This window comes from Paenibacillus peoriae (assembly GCF_022531965.1).
In the GTDB taxonomy this organism is placed as follows: domain Bacteria; phylum Bacillota; class Bacilli; order Paenibacillales; family Paenibacillaceae; genus Paenibacillus; species Paenibacillus polymyxa_D.
This window is the reverse complement of the sequence record NZ_CP092831.1, coordinates 3,804,743-3,819,106: the sequence shown is the minus strand read 5'-3', so window position 1 is coordinate 3,819,106 and position 14,364 is coordinate 3,804,743. Positions and strand designations below refer to the sequence as shown.

Sequence of the window (14,364 nt, the reverse complement as noted above, 5' to 3'; positions counted from 1 at the left end):
GGTGAGTAATGAACTTTATCAGCTGGATCTTTGAACATTTGTATATCCTGATCGTGATTGGCTTTGCTTTGGTGTCTTTTTTGGGGAAAAGCATCCAAGGTACAGGGCGGAAATCACCGCCGCGAAAAGGTATGCCTACCTTTGGTGGTGATCATGGTTCTCGTGGGCCCTCGACGTCATCCAGACCCTTCACAATGGAACATGGACAAGAGCAACGTCAGCAGGATATTGCTGGAGAGCTGCAACGTCAATTTCCTAATGAACGACGGACGGTTATGGAAGCTCGTCGCATAGAAGAAATGGGCGATCGGCCGGAAACGGAAGAACGAATGAACCGGGATTCATTAGATAACGGTTCGACTCTAGAGGATCGGATCCGTGCTATGGAAGAAGAACGAAAAATGGTTTTAGCCCGTCTCGATCGTATATCCAATGCGAGGGAGTCAGGGGAAATTACAGATGCGCCAGAGATAGCTTCGCAAGACCGTAATACGGTGGATACGGCTGATCTGCGCAGAGGTGTGATTTGGGCAGAAATATTAGGTCCTCCACGTTCCAAGCGCTACATGGGTGGAGGAAGACGTTAAAATGATAGTGGATCCGTCACGGCTTTGGCTGTGGCGGATCTTTTTTTGTGATGCTTTAGGAATACATAACCATGCTCGGAATAAAAAGTGAATTAACGACAAATGCTCTAATTACCTGACAACGAATGTGATAATCCCTTGTGTGCTCTAGCTTTCTCACATTTGTTGTCATCTAAAATGGTGGCATTTTGTCTAATTTAGCGCCTCATTTATGAAAATATATTCCTGAAAAATGATCAGATGTAACAATATGAATGGAGCTTTCCGAAAGCAGTTTTCATTTTTTCTTTTTTATATATAATGTTCTCAATGATAGATACTTATGAAATTCAATCCAATTTTACCTAAAATTTTATTTATATCGAGGTGATACAACAAGGTTATAAAAATGGAAAAATTAATTTTTAGGAGGATGGGATCGATGGGAAATAGCTTGTTTAGAAAGAAGAGCATTGATCAGTTGATTGCCGCTACGCGAGGGGAAAAAGCACTCAAAAGGGAGCTGGGTGCGTTTGATTTAACGATGCTTGGAATTGGAGCCATTATCGGAACGGGAATTTTTGTGTTGACAGGTACAGGAGCAGTTACGGCTGGTCCAGGCTTAGTTCTTTCTTTTGTGATTGCGGGACTCGCGTGTTTATTCGCAGCATTGGCTTATGCGGAGTTTGCATCCACCGTTCCAGTATCCGGTTCTGTTTACACTTTTACATATGCTACGATGGGGGAGCTATTGGCCTTTATTATTGGATGGGATTTAATTTTGGAATACATGCTGGCAGCCAGCGCCGTTTCCGCAGGTTGGTCGGGTTACTTTGTATCATTTTTGAACGGAATTGGCCTTCACATTCCGCTTGAATTCACTGCTGCACCGGGGGCTTTGAAAGACCAAACTACTTATTTTAATCTCCCAGCTTTTTTAATTTTGATGGGTATCACGTTCTTGCTTTATTTAGGGATAAAAGAATCAAAACGGATAAACAACATCATGGTAATCATAAAAATTGTTGTTATTTTATTATTTATCATCGTTGCTTTTAAATATGTGAAGCCAGATAACTGGACACCGTTTATGCCGTTTGGGTTCAGTGGGGTGTTTGGAGCCGCAGCTCTTGTGTTTTTTTCTTTTATTGGTTTTGATGCTGTTTCATCGGCGGCTGAAGAAACTAAAAATCCCACTACTGATTTACCGCGAGGCATTATTTTCTCACTCATTATTTGTACGTTTTTGTATGTCATTGTTAGCGCGATTATGACTGGTATAGTACCGTTTATGCAATTTGAAGGTATCTCTCACCCCGTGTCATTGGTATTGCAGGTTGCGGGCCAGAACTGGGTTGCAGGTATTGTAGATATAGGAGCCATCTTAGGGATGACAACGGTCATGCTGGTAATGCTCTATGGTCAAACTCGTATTATGTTTGCTATGTCACGTGACGGCTTAGTCCCCAAAGTATTATCCAAGGTTCATTCCAAATACAAAACGCCCTACATTAACACGTTGTTTTTCGGCACTTTATCTGCATTAATGGGTGGACTGATTCCGCTGGATGAGTTAGCAAGTTTGGTGAACATTGGAACCTTGTCAGCATTTATTCTGATTTCGGTCGCCGTTATCGTTATGAGAAAAACACAACCTGACTTGCCAAGGGCCTTCCGATGTCCTGGAGTTCCGTATATCCCGATCCTGGCTATCGTTTCATGTGGGGTGCTCATTCTTAATTTGAATGGCCAGACATTTATTCGCTTTATTATTTGGCTTGTCATTGGTATGGCTGTTTACTTCTTATACTCTAGAAAAAACTCTCTTTTAAATCGAGATAGCGAAAAATAACCGTGTCATTTAATGAAATTCAAAAAAGACAACCTTTGTTTTCAATATGAAAATGAGGTTGTCTTTTTTGTTGTGAATTTTGAAAGGACACATCTTTTTCCTCTGCAATATAGTAGCTACTACGAATTGTAAGTTTAGCCTCATAAATGCCGCGACTGGATCATAAAATGTACAGTACAGATATCTGTGGCACTGGTGTAATGGTGTTCACTGATCATAAGAATATAAGATGGAAAGCCAGCAGCGTAGCTGCCTTGAAACATCTATGGGTACCGGATGGCAATAACAGAAGATGAAAAAATAGCAGCGTGCTGTCATCAAAACAACTCTAAGCCGTTGGATAACAAATATTTTGATGACAGGAAGGGAGATTTCGCCGTATGAGCAGGATGAGCCGCAAACTGCGAAAGTGGGCCAGCGAGACGCTGGAGCTTCCGCAGGACATTCTATTTGACCTGCCGCGGTTAACCCTCATCGGCAGCCGTCAGCTTTATGTGGAGAATCACCGGGGCGTGGTGGATTTCACGCCGGATCAGCTCGTACTTGCACTTGCGCAAGGCAGGCTGAGGGTGTCGGGCCATGATCTAGTCATTACGTCTATTCTGCCAGAGCAGGTAAGTGTGGAGGGACATATAACGGATATCCAAATGGAAGGAACGGAGGAAGGCTCGTGAAACATCCTGCTTTAGCAAAGCTGCGTGGTACGGTTACCCTTGCTATCAAGGGCGAAAGTGTGGAAGCTTTCATTAATTTACTCACCGATCACCATATACCTGTGTGGAACGTGCGGCCGATGGGTACTAGACATGCAGAAATGAACCTTCTGCTGCCGCACGTCTTCCTCCTACGCCCGCTTTTGAGAAGGACAGGCTGTAAAATGCATGTTCTGAAGCGGCAAGGGCTTCCCTTTACTGCTGTACGACTTGCCAAACGTAAATTTTTCCTGGCTGGATTGGCTTTGTTCTGGATAGGTCTTCTGCTGATGTCTTCGCTTATCTGGGACATTGAAGTAAAGGGGAATGATAAGCTATCGACGGAATCTGTTCTCAAAGCCGCTCGACAGGAGGGCCTGTATCCATTTCAATGGAGCTTTCGTCTATCCAGTCAAGACAAGCTTTCACGTGCGCTCATGCAGAAGCTTCCAGAGGCATCCTGGATCGGTGTGGAAAAGCAGGGTACTTTGGTGACGATTCAGGTTGTTGAAGCTTCACAGCCTACCCCTGCGCCGCTCTACAGCCCTCGTCATATCATTAGTAAGGCAGATGCGGTAGTTACTGAAATTTTTGCCGAGCAGGGTCGTCCTGTCGTGCATAAAAATACGCGTGTCAAAAAAGGAGCCATCCTCATCTCTGGAACGCTTGGAGATGAGGAGAACCAACAGCAGGTCGTAGCCAAAGGAGAGGTTAAGGGTCTTGTATGGCATGAATACGAAATTAGCAGTCCCACGGTGCAACGCAGCAGCACGTATACAGGTATCAGTCATGACCGCTTGTATCTGGTCCTAGGCAACCGTGCGATACAATTGTGGGGATATGGGAAAATACCTTATTCTACACATAAAACAACAGTTGAACATGATCCGCTAACATGGCGTTCCTACAAACTTCCGATGGGTTGGATGACCGAAAGTGTGAGGGAGACAAAGATACAGGAGCAGAAGCTTACGGAAGCAGAAGCGAAAATGTCAGGTTTAGAAGGCGCGCGAGCTGATATTTTAGCTAAATACGGCAAAGGAACGAAAATAATGAGCCAAAAAATTTTGCATGAGAAGAGAGAGAATGGTAAAGTTTATATGAAAGTGCTTTTTGAAGTGGAGCAGGATATTGCGGAAGAACTTCCGTTAGTTCATAACCAAGGAGAATGAGGCTATTTGGCAGAACAACAACGCAGCATACAAATTGCATTGAACAATGCGGGAGAAGGACAGGCGTTATTTGGCCCGCAGGATTCCTTTTTGAAATTAATCGAAGCAGCTATTCCCGCAAAAATAGCATCTCGTGAGGCAGAAGTTAATGTTTTTGGTAATGCTCACGAGGTGGAAGTGCTCGAACAATTGTTCGACGTATTACTCCAGTTAATTCGCAATGGGTATATACTGACCGAAAGGGATGTCCATTATGCGATTGAACTGGCAAAAGATTTGCGTGCTGATCAGCTGCTCGATTTGTTCAAGGGTGAAATTACGACGACGTTCCGGGGTAAACCGATTCGCGTCAAAACGATTGGACAAAAGCACTATGTAACCACGATTAAGAAACGCGATATTGTATTTGGAATTGGCCCGGCGGGTACTGGTAAAACCTATCTGGCTGTAGTGCTGGCCGTAGCTGCCCTGAAGGAAGGTTCAGTCAAGCGCATTGTACTGACTCGTCCTGCGGTGGAAGCAGGTGAAAATTTAGGTTTTTTACCAGGGGATTTACAGGAAAAGGTTGATCCGTATTTACGCCCATTGTATGATGCCCTATACGATGTGATGGGCCCAGAGCAGACTGCAAAGGCACTGGAGCGCGGATTAATAGAAATTGCACCTTTGGCTTATATGCGGGGACGTACGCTGGATGACTCTTTTATTATTTTGGACGAAGCGCAAAACACTACACCCGAGCAAATGAAAATGTTTTTGACTCGACTTGGCTTTGGCTCCAAAATGGTCATTACCGGCGATGTTACGCAAATTGATTTGCCTCGTGGCAAAAAATCCGGTCTGATTGAAGCGAATGCGATTTTACAAGGGATTGAGGAAATAGGCTTTGTCCAGTTTGCAGAAGAGGATGTTGTCCGTCATTCCTTGGTACAGAAAATTATTGTTGCTTATGACCGAGTTGCCGAAAATCAAGGATAGTCATTCAATCACGAGTATGCCGTGTACGACCAGAAAAAGTATAAAATGAGCAGTGTAGCTGCCTTGAAAAAGATGATGGAGAGGGATTGTTTTAGATGACCTCGAAGGAATTATCTAAAGGGAAAACGTTCCAGCATAGAATGAATGGATGGAAGTATAGCGTGGTGACACGCTATCTTCTGTTTTTATTTTTGGTGGTTCTTTTTTATGTAGGCTTTGCGTCCAAGCTGCTTCCCGAGCGTTATGATATTCGGGTAAATCAACCGAGTGAAAAGGAAATTGTCGCCCCGATGCAGCTTCCTAACAGTAAGGCGACTTTGAAGGCTCAAGAGGAATCAGCTGAACGTGTGCAGCCCATGTATACCATTGTGCCCGTTCGCAACGATAACCTGATTACTGGTATTTTGGATCGAATTGAACGGCTCAATCAGGATGACCAGGTCTCCAGAGCAGATAAGATTTCGATTTATAAGGATGAGATTCCGCAACGTGCACGGGAATTTGTACAAAATTTTGTGAATAACAGCCGTAATGCGGATGCCTACCCAGATAAGTTGCTGGATGAAGTGCTGGAAAAAACGAAAGAGCAAACGTACCGAATTCCAGAGGAGACATTCATTAAAATTCCGCGCCTTACATCTGAGGATATTGCTGAAATGCGGCCTGTTGCCCGTGAGATTGTGACAGGGTTGATGAATGATCAAATTACGGATGCTCAGACAGCCCGAGCGAAAGTAGCTGAGCGGGTTAGTACAAGCTCGCTTACTAAGCGTACTTCACGGGAGGTTGTTCAGGAACTTGCAAGGCTTGTGATTACCGCCAACAAGTTTTATGATGATACAGCTACGAAGGACGCAAAGGTACAGGCTCGTGAAGATACACCGACGGTTTACATTAAACAGGGTGAAGTACTCGTCAAGAAGGGTGAGATTATTACCCAGGAAATCTATACACTGCTTGATGAAAATGAATTGCTCAAGGATAAAATCAATTATTGGCCACAATTTGGACTGCTGATGCTGTCTATGATGCTGGCATTGGGCCTGTTTATGTATATTCGTCAATTTCAATCACGAACACGAAACTTCAAGTATAATAATGCGCAGTTGCTCATGCTAGTATTAATCTTTGTGATAACAGTTGGAGCAATGATGTTAATTTCCATACTGCAGAACAATGAACGTTCCTATCTCGGCTATCTGGCGCCTATCGCGCTTGGAGCTATGCTCGTAACGCTGTTGCTTGATATGTCGTTGGCTTTCGTATGTGCCGTTATATTCAGTATATTGGCAAGTGTTATTTTGAATGTCCGTCAGGGACAAATTTTCGACTTTAATTTTGGATTTTTTGCTATTGTGGTCTGTCTGGCAGCGATTTTCTCTACCCATCGAGCCAGCCAGCGTTCAACACTGTTCAAAGGGGCGATTATGGTATGCCTGTTCGGTGCCCTGTCTGTTTTTTCTCTGGCACTGATTGACCAAGGGAATTGGACTCAAACGACGACGCTCTATGGGGTAGCTTTTGCTTTTGCAGGCGGTCTGATAACAGCAATACTTGTTATTGGGCTAATGCCATTTTTTGAGTCTACCTTTGGTATCTTGTCGGCACTGAAGCTTGTTGAGCTGTCAAATCCCAATCATCCATTGCTCCGCAAGCTGCTTACGGAGACACCGGGAACGTATCATCATAGTGTAATGGTGGGTAATCTGTCAGAGGCCGCAGCGGAGGCTATAGGGGCAAACGGCTTGTTGTGCCGGGTTGGTTCGTATTATCATGATATTGGTAAAACCAAGAGGCCTTCGTACTTCATTGAAAATCAAAATGGGTTGGAAAATCCACATGATACAATAGAGCCCAAGCTGAGCAAATCCATCATTATCGCCCATGCTCGTGACGGCGTGGAAATGCAATTGGATTACAAGCTGCCCAAGCCCATTCGCGATATTGCCGAGCAGCACCACGGAACGACATTCTTACACTATTTTTATCACAAGGCGTTGCGCGAAGCTGAAGAGCGGGGGGTGGAGCCTGACTTCACGGAGGATGATTTCCGTTATCCGGGACCGAAGGCTCAGTCTAAAGAGTCTGCTGTGGTGGGAATTGCTGATAGCGTGGAGGCAGCAGTTCGTTCCTTACGGAAGCCGACAGTGGAACAGGTTGAATCCATGATTGAGAAAATTATTAAGAGCCGTCTGGATGATCACCAATTTAACGACTGCGAGCTGACCATGCGGGAGCTTGATATCGTGGCTCAAACCCTCAAGGAAACAGTAATGGGGATTTTCCATTCCCGTATTGAGTATCCGGAGGAAAGGCCCAAGTCTGAAAACGGAAAAGCTTAATATAACTTGTGCATGAAGTACGGTTAGAGCACTAGAATTAAAAGGAGCGGTTGGCATGGGCCTTCAATTAGCTTGGAATAATGAACAAAACGATATGGTAATTAACGAATCCTTGATTACGCTGCTGAACACCTTATTAGAGGAGGCAGGCAAAGTGGAAGGAGTCACTGACGGTGAGGTAGCCCTTACCTTCGTTAATGATGAGCAAATTCATGAGTTGAACAGGGACTATCGGGGAATTGATCGTCCCACCGATGTGTTGTCTTTTGCTATGAAGGAAACACTGGATGAAGAGCTTGAAATTATTTACGAACCGAATGATGAAAATTCATTGAATGATGTACCTGATGTTTTGGGGGATATTATAATCTCTGTACAAACAGCGCAAGCTCAGAGTGAAGAATACGGACATTCGATTGAGCGTGAAATCGGTTTTTTGTTTGTTCACGGCTTTCTTCATCTGTTAGGCTATGATCATCAGGATGATGTGAGTGAAGCTGAAATGATGGGCAAACAGGAAGCTGTACTGGCTCAAGCGGGGTTGACAAGGTAATGAGACGTCAGCCTTGGAGAATGACTTTTCGCTATGCGGCAGAAGGCGTGATGTACGCTCTGCGTACGCAAGTAAATATGCGGATACATGTGGCCGTGGCGCTCCTTGTCATTGTAGCAGGCTTAACTCTGCACATCTCCCGGCTCGACTGGTTATTCGTCTGCGTGGCTATCGCTATAGTCATTGTAGCCGAACTGTTCAACACCGCTGTTGAAGCAGCGGTGGATCTCATCTCACCTGATATTCATCCGCTGGCCAAAGCGGCTAAAGACACCGCCGCCGGAGCCGTGCTCCTGGCAGCGGTTTTTGCTGTAATTATTGGTATATTTGTGTTTTATAGGCCTATGTTGACGTTAATTAGTTCGCTGTTTTAATGGAAAAACCAAAATAAAATAGGTGCTTAATCGCGCTGGAGGAAATGAAATGGCTAAGAAACACTTTAAATCAGGCTTTGTCGCAATTGTTGGCAGACCTAATGTCGGAAAATCAACACTGATGAACCACGTCATTGGGCAGAAGATCGCCATTATGTCAGACAAGCCACAAACTACACGCAACAAAATTCACGGCGTATTTACTACAGAGGACACGCAAATTGTATTTTTGGATACACCCGGGATTCATAAGCGTCAGTCAAAATTAGGCGATTACATGAATCAGACTGCTTTTAATACGTTGGGTGAAGTAGAAGCGGTACTTTTTCTTATTGACGCTGCTGAAGGTCTAGGCGGTGGCGACCGTTTTATTGCGGAACAGCTTAAACAAGTAAAAACGCCAGTTATTTTGGTGCTGAATAAAATTGATCGTATTGAGCCAGAAGCATTGTTACCCCTGATTGAGCAGTATCGCAAGTTGTACGACTTTGCAGAAATCGTACCCATCTCGGCCAAAATGGGCAACAATGTAAACACCCTGCTGGAGCAGGTGCAAAAATACTTACCAGAAGGTCCGCAATATTATCCGGATGATCAAATTACCGATCATCCAGAACAGTTTGTCATTGCCGAGCTGGTGCGTGAAAAAATTCTGCATATGACACGTGAGGAAGTACCCCATTCTATTGCGGTTATGATTGAAGACATGAAAGTGCAGGATAATGGTGTAGTGCATATTATGGCTGTTATTTTTGTAGAACGTGACTCCCAGAAGGGGATTATTATCGGCAAACAGGGAGCCATGCTCAAAGAAGTGGGCAAACAGGCACGCCAGGATATCCAAAACCTGTTAGGCTCCAAGATTTTCCTGGAACTTTGGGTTAAGGTCAAAAAAGACTGGCGCAACCAGGAACGCGTCCTTCGTGACCTTGGCTTTCATCGCGACGCTTAAAAACAGAACTCGATTCTACGTCACTTTAGTTCAAGGGTTTATTGAGGTTAAAAATTGATATTAAATAAATATGTATAGTTGTAGTAAGCATCATAAAAAAGCCGTCCCGATCTCTTGGCTGAGATAGTAATAGTCTCCTGATCATTTAAAGCGCCGCGTATGTGCGGCGCTTAACTTCTTGCTCTTTTTATCCTTTTCTTCCAGCGATGAAATAGGTGTGCTTTAAAAAAGGCCTTGTATGCACGATGTGCGGAGCGAAGGATTTGAATCTGAAGAAGCGATAGCGTTCGCCTTTACCCCCGAATTTAACCATTTGTATGTTTTACATTCAAATAAATTCGGGGGTAACAGCGATCGTAAGATCAAATCATTTGCGAAGCGTATTCCATTCTACATACAGCAGCCTTTTTTAACGCAATCCATTTATTTCATCGCATACTTCCCTTCTCTTCGCATCATCCTAATTTTGAGATGCAAACGTCATTTCCGAAGAGAGGATGAATACGATTGCGAGATTTTTCGTGGAAGTATTTTGCGATGACTGGAGATGTCGGTGCGTATCTGTTATACCGGGAGAGCGCCATGACAAGGGAGCAAGATACGGATGAAGGAGAGTCGGACGAGCATGAAGAAGCCCGTGAATAGTACAAGCCACTGGCTTCTTCGCGAATGTTTGGGGGAAGAGGCATGCTTTACAGGGTGGAAGGAATCGTCATCCGCAGCATGGATTACGGTGAGGGGAACAAAATTATTACGCTTTGCACCGAAAGCGGAGGCAAAGCAGGCGTGCTGGTCAGAGGTGCAAAAAAGTCCAAAAGCCGTCACGCTGCTTTAACGCAGCCGTTTACGTACGGCGAATTCGTTTTTTTTCGAAATACAGGCTTAGGCACGTTGAATGCCGGTGAAATCATCCAATCCCACCATACATTACGCGAGGATATTACTAAGGCAGCTTACGCTTCTTATGCTTGTGAATTACTCGATCGGGTGTTACAGGAGGAGGAAACAGGCGCATTCTGGTTTAGGCAGCTTAAAGCATGTTTGGAGGCGCTGGAGAGTGGCAAAGATCCGCTGATTGTCATGAGTATTTATGAATTTAAAATATTGCAGGCGGCCGGATATGCTCCTCAGCTTGATGCATGTATTTCAAGTGGTCAACAATGTGCTGATGAGGATATGTTCGTCAGTCCGAGGCTAGGCGGAGTTTTGTGTCGGAGCTACAAGCATTTTGATCCAGCTGCATTGAGCGTGACTCCACGTACACTGAAGTTGCTGCGCTTGTTCGCCAGAATGGATTTGAATCGGCTCGGCAACATTGACGTGAAGGACTCCACTAAGCTGGAGATCAAACATGTCATGCGTCAGTTCATGGATATGCAGTTGGAGGTCAAGCTAAAATCCCGCAATTTTTTGGATCAGCTCGACAAGTACGATATGTGAAACGCCCTAATCCCTTGACTGTATTGCTGAAACCGTGTAATATCCTACTATATATCTCCTTTGGGAGCAGATGCATTGAACGAGAAAGTAGCGGGATGTATTCTCTGTAAATAGCGAGTTGGGGACGGTGTAAGCCCAGCGGGAATTCTTCGTGAACAAGGCACTCGGGAGCGTCTGAATGGACACGGAAAAGAGGATTACGATCTGATTGGTGATATAGGATCGCAATCAAGTAGGGTGGAACCGCGGGAGTCAGCTCTCGTCCCTACGTCTGTACAGGCGTAGAGGCGGGGGCTTTTTGCTGTCTCTAGCAAGGCTTTTGGGATAAAATAGCCCTGTACATACGAGCTTAAATGAGAAGAAATCACCAACATTTGAGGGAATTGGAAAGGGAGTGTGTACCAATGAATTTTCAGCAGATGATTTTAACGCTGCAACAATTTTGGGCTGAACACAACTGTATTATTGTACAGCCGTATGACACGGAAAAAGGGGCAGGCACGATGAACCCAATGACGTATTTACGTTCGATCGGACCTGAGCCGTGGAATGTAGCTTATGTTGAGCCTTCTCGTCGTCCGTCAGACGGACGTTATGGTGAGAACCCGAATCGCCTGTATCAGCATCATCAGTTCCAAGTAGTTTTGAAGCCTTCACCAGATAATATTCAGGAATTGTATTTGGAAAGTTTGAGCCGTTTGGGCATTGACCCTCTGGAGCATGATATTCGTTTCGTTGAAGACAACTGGGAAGCACCGACGTTGGGAGCGTGGGGCTTAGGTTGGGAAGTATGGCTGGACGGTATGGAAATTACTCAGTTCACCTATTTCCAGCAAGTGGGTGGTATTGATGCCAGTCCGGTTGCCGTAGAAATCACGTACGGTATGGAGCGTCTTGCTTCCTACATCCAGGACAAGGAGAATGTGTTCGATTTGGAGTGGGTCAACGGAATCACGTACGGTGATGTCTTCCACCAGCCTGAATTTGAGCATTCCAAGTATACGTTCGAAGTATCTGACGTCAAAATGCTCTTTACTCTTTTCAATATGTACGAAGAAGAGGCAAATAAAGCGATGGCGCAGCATCTTGTATTTCCAGCCTATGATTATGTGCTGAAATGTTCTCATGCGTTCAACTTGCTGGACGCTCGCGGAGCGATCAGTGTGACGGAACGGACTGGGTTTATTATACGAGTGCGTAATTTGGCGCGTCAGGTGGCTGCGACCTATCTGGAGGAGCGCGAGAAGCTGGGCTTCCCGCTGTTGAAGAAAGGAGGTGCGGCAAATGTCTAAAGATTTATTGTTTGAGATCGGGTTGGAAGAAGTCCCTGCACGTTTTATCCCGAATGCGATTCAGCAGTTGAAGCAGCGTATGACGGCATGGCTTGACAGCTCGCGTATTGCTTATGGTGCTGTAGAGGCTTATGCTACACCTCGCCGTTTGGCGGTACTTGTGAAGGAAGTAGCGGAGAAGCAAGAAGATATTAACGAAGAGGTTAAAGGTCCTTCCCGCAAAATCGCACTAGACGAAGCTGGTAACTGGAGCAAGGCTGCACTGGGCTTTGCTCGCAGCCAAGGTGTTGATCCTGAACAGTTTACGTTCAAGGAGCTTGGAGGCGTGGAATATATTTACGCAACTAAGAGCAGCATAGGTGTTCCAACGGCGGATGTACTGTCCGAAGGTTTATTGCACATTTTACATGCCATGACATTCCCTAAATTTATGCGCTGGGCGAGTTATGACTTTAAATTTGTTCGTCCGATCCGCTGGTTGATTGCCTTGTTTGGTAACGATATTGTTAATTTGGAGATTGCCGGCGTGCAGTCAGGAAACGTGACAAGAGGGCATCGTTTCCTTGGACAGGATGCCGTAGTAGAAAGTCCAGCTGACTATGTTGAAGTGCTTCGCAAGCAGCATGTCATTGTGGACATTGAGGAACGTCAATCGCTTATCGTGAAGCAGATTGAAGCGCTGGCTGCCGAAAAAGATTGGACGATTGCGGTAAAAGATGATTTGCTGGAAGAAGTGCTGTATTTGGTGGAAACCCCAACAGTACTGTTCGGAGGTTTTGATCCTGCGTTCCTGAACATTCCGAAGGATGTACTCATTACTTCCATGCGTGAACATCAACGCTATTTCCCAGTGCTGGATCGCACAGGAGAGCTACTGCCATATTTTGTTACGGTACGTAACGGAGGAAGTCAATCGCTGGAAGTCATTGCTAAAGGGAATGAAAAAGTATTGCGTGCGCGGCTGTCTGATGCCAAATTCTTTTATGAAGAAGATCAGAAGCTGGAAATTAAGGATGCACTCTCCAAACTGGAAAGTATCGTTTTCCACGAAGAGCTGGGAACGGTTGGAGACAAAGTGCGCCGGATCCGCCGTATTGCTGATGCTCTGGCAGAGAAGCTTCGCGTTTCTCCAGATACACAGGAATCGGTTAGTCGAGCAGCGGATATTTGTAAATTTGACCTGGTAACACAAATGGTATATGAGTTCCCGGAACTGCAAGGTGTGATGGGTGAGGACTATGCTCGTAAGGCTGGAGAGAAGGAAGAAGTGGCAAGAGCGGTGTTTGAGCATTACCAGCCGCGTTATGCAGGAGAAACGGTTCCTTCAACGAATGCTGGAGCGATTGTAAGTATCGCAGACAAGATAGATACTATTACAGGCTGCTTCTCCATCGGTATTATTCCAACAGGTTCACAGGACCCTTACGCGCTTCGTCGCCAGGCAGCAGGTATTGTGCAGATTTTGTTGGATCGTAAGCTTTCAGCTACGTTGTCTGATGTGTTCAATATCGCGCTCGATGTGCACGGCAACCTTGGAAATATGAAACGTTCCGCGGATGAAATACGTAAAGAATTACATGAGTTTTTTGGATTACGCGTGAAGAAACTATTGTCTGAGACACTTCGTTATGACGTTGTGGATGCTGTGCTTGCAGCTGGATATGACGACGTTGCTTCCGTTGTTAACCGCGGAGCTGCGTTAATGACTGCCGTACAAACAGGTGAGGTATTCAAAGCAACAGTTGAATCCTTTAATCGTGTAGGTAATCTGGCTGCTAAAGCAGTTCATAAGTCAGTTAATACGGGTGAGTTTACGGAACAAGGCGAAAAAACGCTTTACGAAGCATGGTATAGCGCTTATGAATCTTACAGCGTAGCTCTACAGGAAGGTGATGCGACACGGGCGTTAGCGCTAGCTTCATCCATTACCCCTGCGGTAACGGCGTTCTTTGATTCCGTTATGGTTATGGCTGAGGATGACGCTGTTCGTAATAATCGTTTGGCATTGCTGGCTGTTATTGACTCAGAACTGAAGCGTTTTGCCGATTTTTCCAAGCTTGTAGTTTAAACGTCAGTTGTGGTAGTATGAACAACTTGAAAAAATGGGTATAAATATACGGAACGGTGTAAGAGTAATCTTGCAGCCGTTCC

At 45.1% G+C, this 14,364-nt stretch carries 13 protein-coding genes; all 13 read left to right on the top strand.

The features are described 5' to 3' along the window. Positions 1–8 precede the first annotated feature (8 nt). The 13 genes from MLD56_RS16920 (at position 9) to glyS (ending at position 14,281) form a co-directional block, all read left to right on the top strand. Positions 9–587, top strand: coding sequence for a hypothetical protein (locus tag MLD56_RS16920; RefSeq protein ID WP_029517798.1), 579 nt, complete (start codon positions 9–11; stop codon positions 585–587). 421 nt (positions 588–1,008) lie between these two features. After that, complete coding sequence (locus tag MLD56_RS16915; RefSeq protein ID WP_029517797.1) at positions 1,009–2,418, top strand: branched-chain amino acid transporter BcaP; 1,410 nt, start codon at positions 1,009–1,011, stop codon at positions 2,416–2,418. A 380-nt stretch (positions 2,419–2,798) separates the two neighbouring features. Continuing rightward, on the top strand, positions 2,799–3,092 hold the full coding sequence (gene yqfC / locus MLD56_RS16910; RefSeq protein ID WP_029517796.1) for a sporulation protein YqfC: 294 nt from the start codon (positions 2,799–2,801) through the stop codon (positions 3,090–3,092). Then, a complete protein-coding gene (gene yqfD / locus MLD56_RS16905; RefSeq protein ID WP_029517795.1) occupies positions 3,089–4,282 on the top strand; it encodes a sporulation protein YqfD in 1,194 nt (397 codons plus the stop codon). Before yqfC ends, yqfD begins: the two co-directional genes overlap by 4 nt. 6 nt (positions 4,283–4,288) lie before the next feature. After that, positions 4,289–5,260, top strand: coding sequence for a PhoH family protein (locus tag MLD56_RS16900; protein WP_029517794.1), 972 nt, complete (start codon positions 4,289–4,291; stop codon positions 5,258–5,260). 95 nt (positions 5,261–5,355) lie between these two features. After that, complete coding sequence (locus MLD56_RS16895; protein WP_029517793.1) at positions 5,356–7,602, top strand: HD family phosphohydrolase; 2,247 nt, start codon at positions 5,356–5,358, stop codon at positions 7,600–7,602. A gap of 55 nt (positions 7,603–7,657) precedes the next feature. Beyond that, positions 7,658–8,155: an rRNA maturation RNase YbeY gene (gene ybeY, locus MLD56_RS16890; protein WP_029517792.1), complete on the top strand. Its 498-nt coding sequence runs from the start codon at positions 7,658–7,660 to the stop codon at positions 8,153–8,155. Next, entirely contained in the window at positions 8,155–8,529 is a 375-nt protein-coding gene (locus tag MLD56_RS16885; protein WP_025722122.1) for a diacylglycerol kinase family protein, read from the top strand. Before ybeY ends, MLD56_RS16885 begins: the two co-directional genes overlap by 1 nt. Before the next feature lie 49 nt (positions 8,530–8,578). Then, a complete protein-coding gene (gene era, locus MLD56_RS16880; RefSeq protein ID WP_029517791.1) occupies positions 8,579–9,481 on the top strand; it encodes a GTPase Era in 903 nt (300 codons plus the stop codon). 507 nt (positions 9,482–9,988) lie between these two features. Next, entirely contained in the window at positions 9,989–10,126 is a 138-nt protein-coding gene (locus tag MLD56_RS16875; protein WP_080658633.1) for a YqzL family protein, read from the top strand. Positions 10,127–10,168: 42 nt separating this feature from the next. Continuing rightward, positions 10,169–10,921, top strand: coding sequence for a DNA repair protein RecO (recO, locus tag MLD56_RS16870; protein WP_029517790.1), 753 nt, complete (start codon positions 10,169–10,171; stop codon positions 10,919–10,921). 404 nt (positions 10,922–11,325) lie between these two features. After that, positions 11,326–12,213 (top strand): glycine--tRNA ligase subunit alpha, encoded by an 888-nt coding sequence (glyQ, locus tag MLD56_RS16865; RefSeq protein WP_029517789.1) that lies wholly within the window; start codon positions 11,326–11,328, stop codon positions 12,211–12,213. After that, positions 12,206–14,281, top strand: a complete 2,076-nt coding sequence (gene glyS, locus MLD56_RS16860; protein ID WP_029517788.1) for a glycine--tRNA ligase subunit beta — start codon at positions 12,206–12,208, stop codon at positions 14,279–14,281. Before glyQ ends, glyS begins: the two co-directional genes overlap by 8 nt. Positions 14,282–14,364 lie beyond the last annotated feature (83 nt).

Bases quoted from the DNA above. Each gene is read 5' to 3' on its own strand.
- era (WP_029517791.1), top strand. From the start codon at position 8,579: ATGGCTAAGAAACACTTTAAATCAGGCTTTGTCGCAATTGTTGGCAGA.
- MLD56_RS16915 (WP_029517797.1), top strand. From the start codon at position 1,009: ATGGGAAATAGCTTGTTTAGAAAGAAGAGCATTGATCAGTTGATTGCC.
- yqfC (WP_029517796.1), top strand. From the start codon at position 2,799: ATGAGCAGGATGAGCCGCAAACTGCGAAAGTGGGCCAGCGAGACGCTG.
- glyS (WP_029517788.1), top strand. From the start codon at position 12,206: ATGTCTAAAGATTTATTGTTTGAGATCGGGTTGGAAGAAGTCCCTGCA.
- MLD56_RS16885 (WP_025722122.1), top strand. From the start codon at position 8,155: ATGAGACGTCAGCCTTGGAGAATGACTTTTCGCTATGCGGCAGAAGGC.
- MLD56_RS16920 (WP_029517798.1), top strand. From the start codon at position 9: ATGAACTTTATCAGCTGGATCTTTGAACATTTGTATATCCTGATCGTG.
- glyQ (WP_029517789.1), top strand. From the start codon at position 11,326: ATGAATTTTCAGCAGATGATTTTAACGCTGCAACAATTTTGGGCTGAA.
- ybeY (WP_029517792.1), top strand. From the start codon at position 7,658: ATGGGCCTTCAATTAGCTTGGAATAATGAACAAAACGATATGGTAATT.
- MLD56_RS16895 (WP_029517793.1), top strand. From the start codon at position 5,356: ATGACCTCGAAGGAATTATCTAAAGGGAAAACGTTCCAGCATAGAATG.
- recO (WP_029517790.1), top strand. From the start codon at position 10,169: ATGCTTTACAGGGTGGAAGGAATCGTCATCCGCAGCATGGATTACGGT.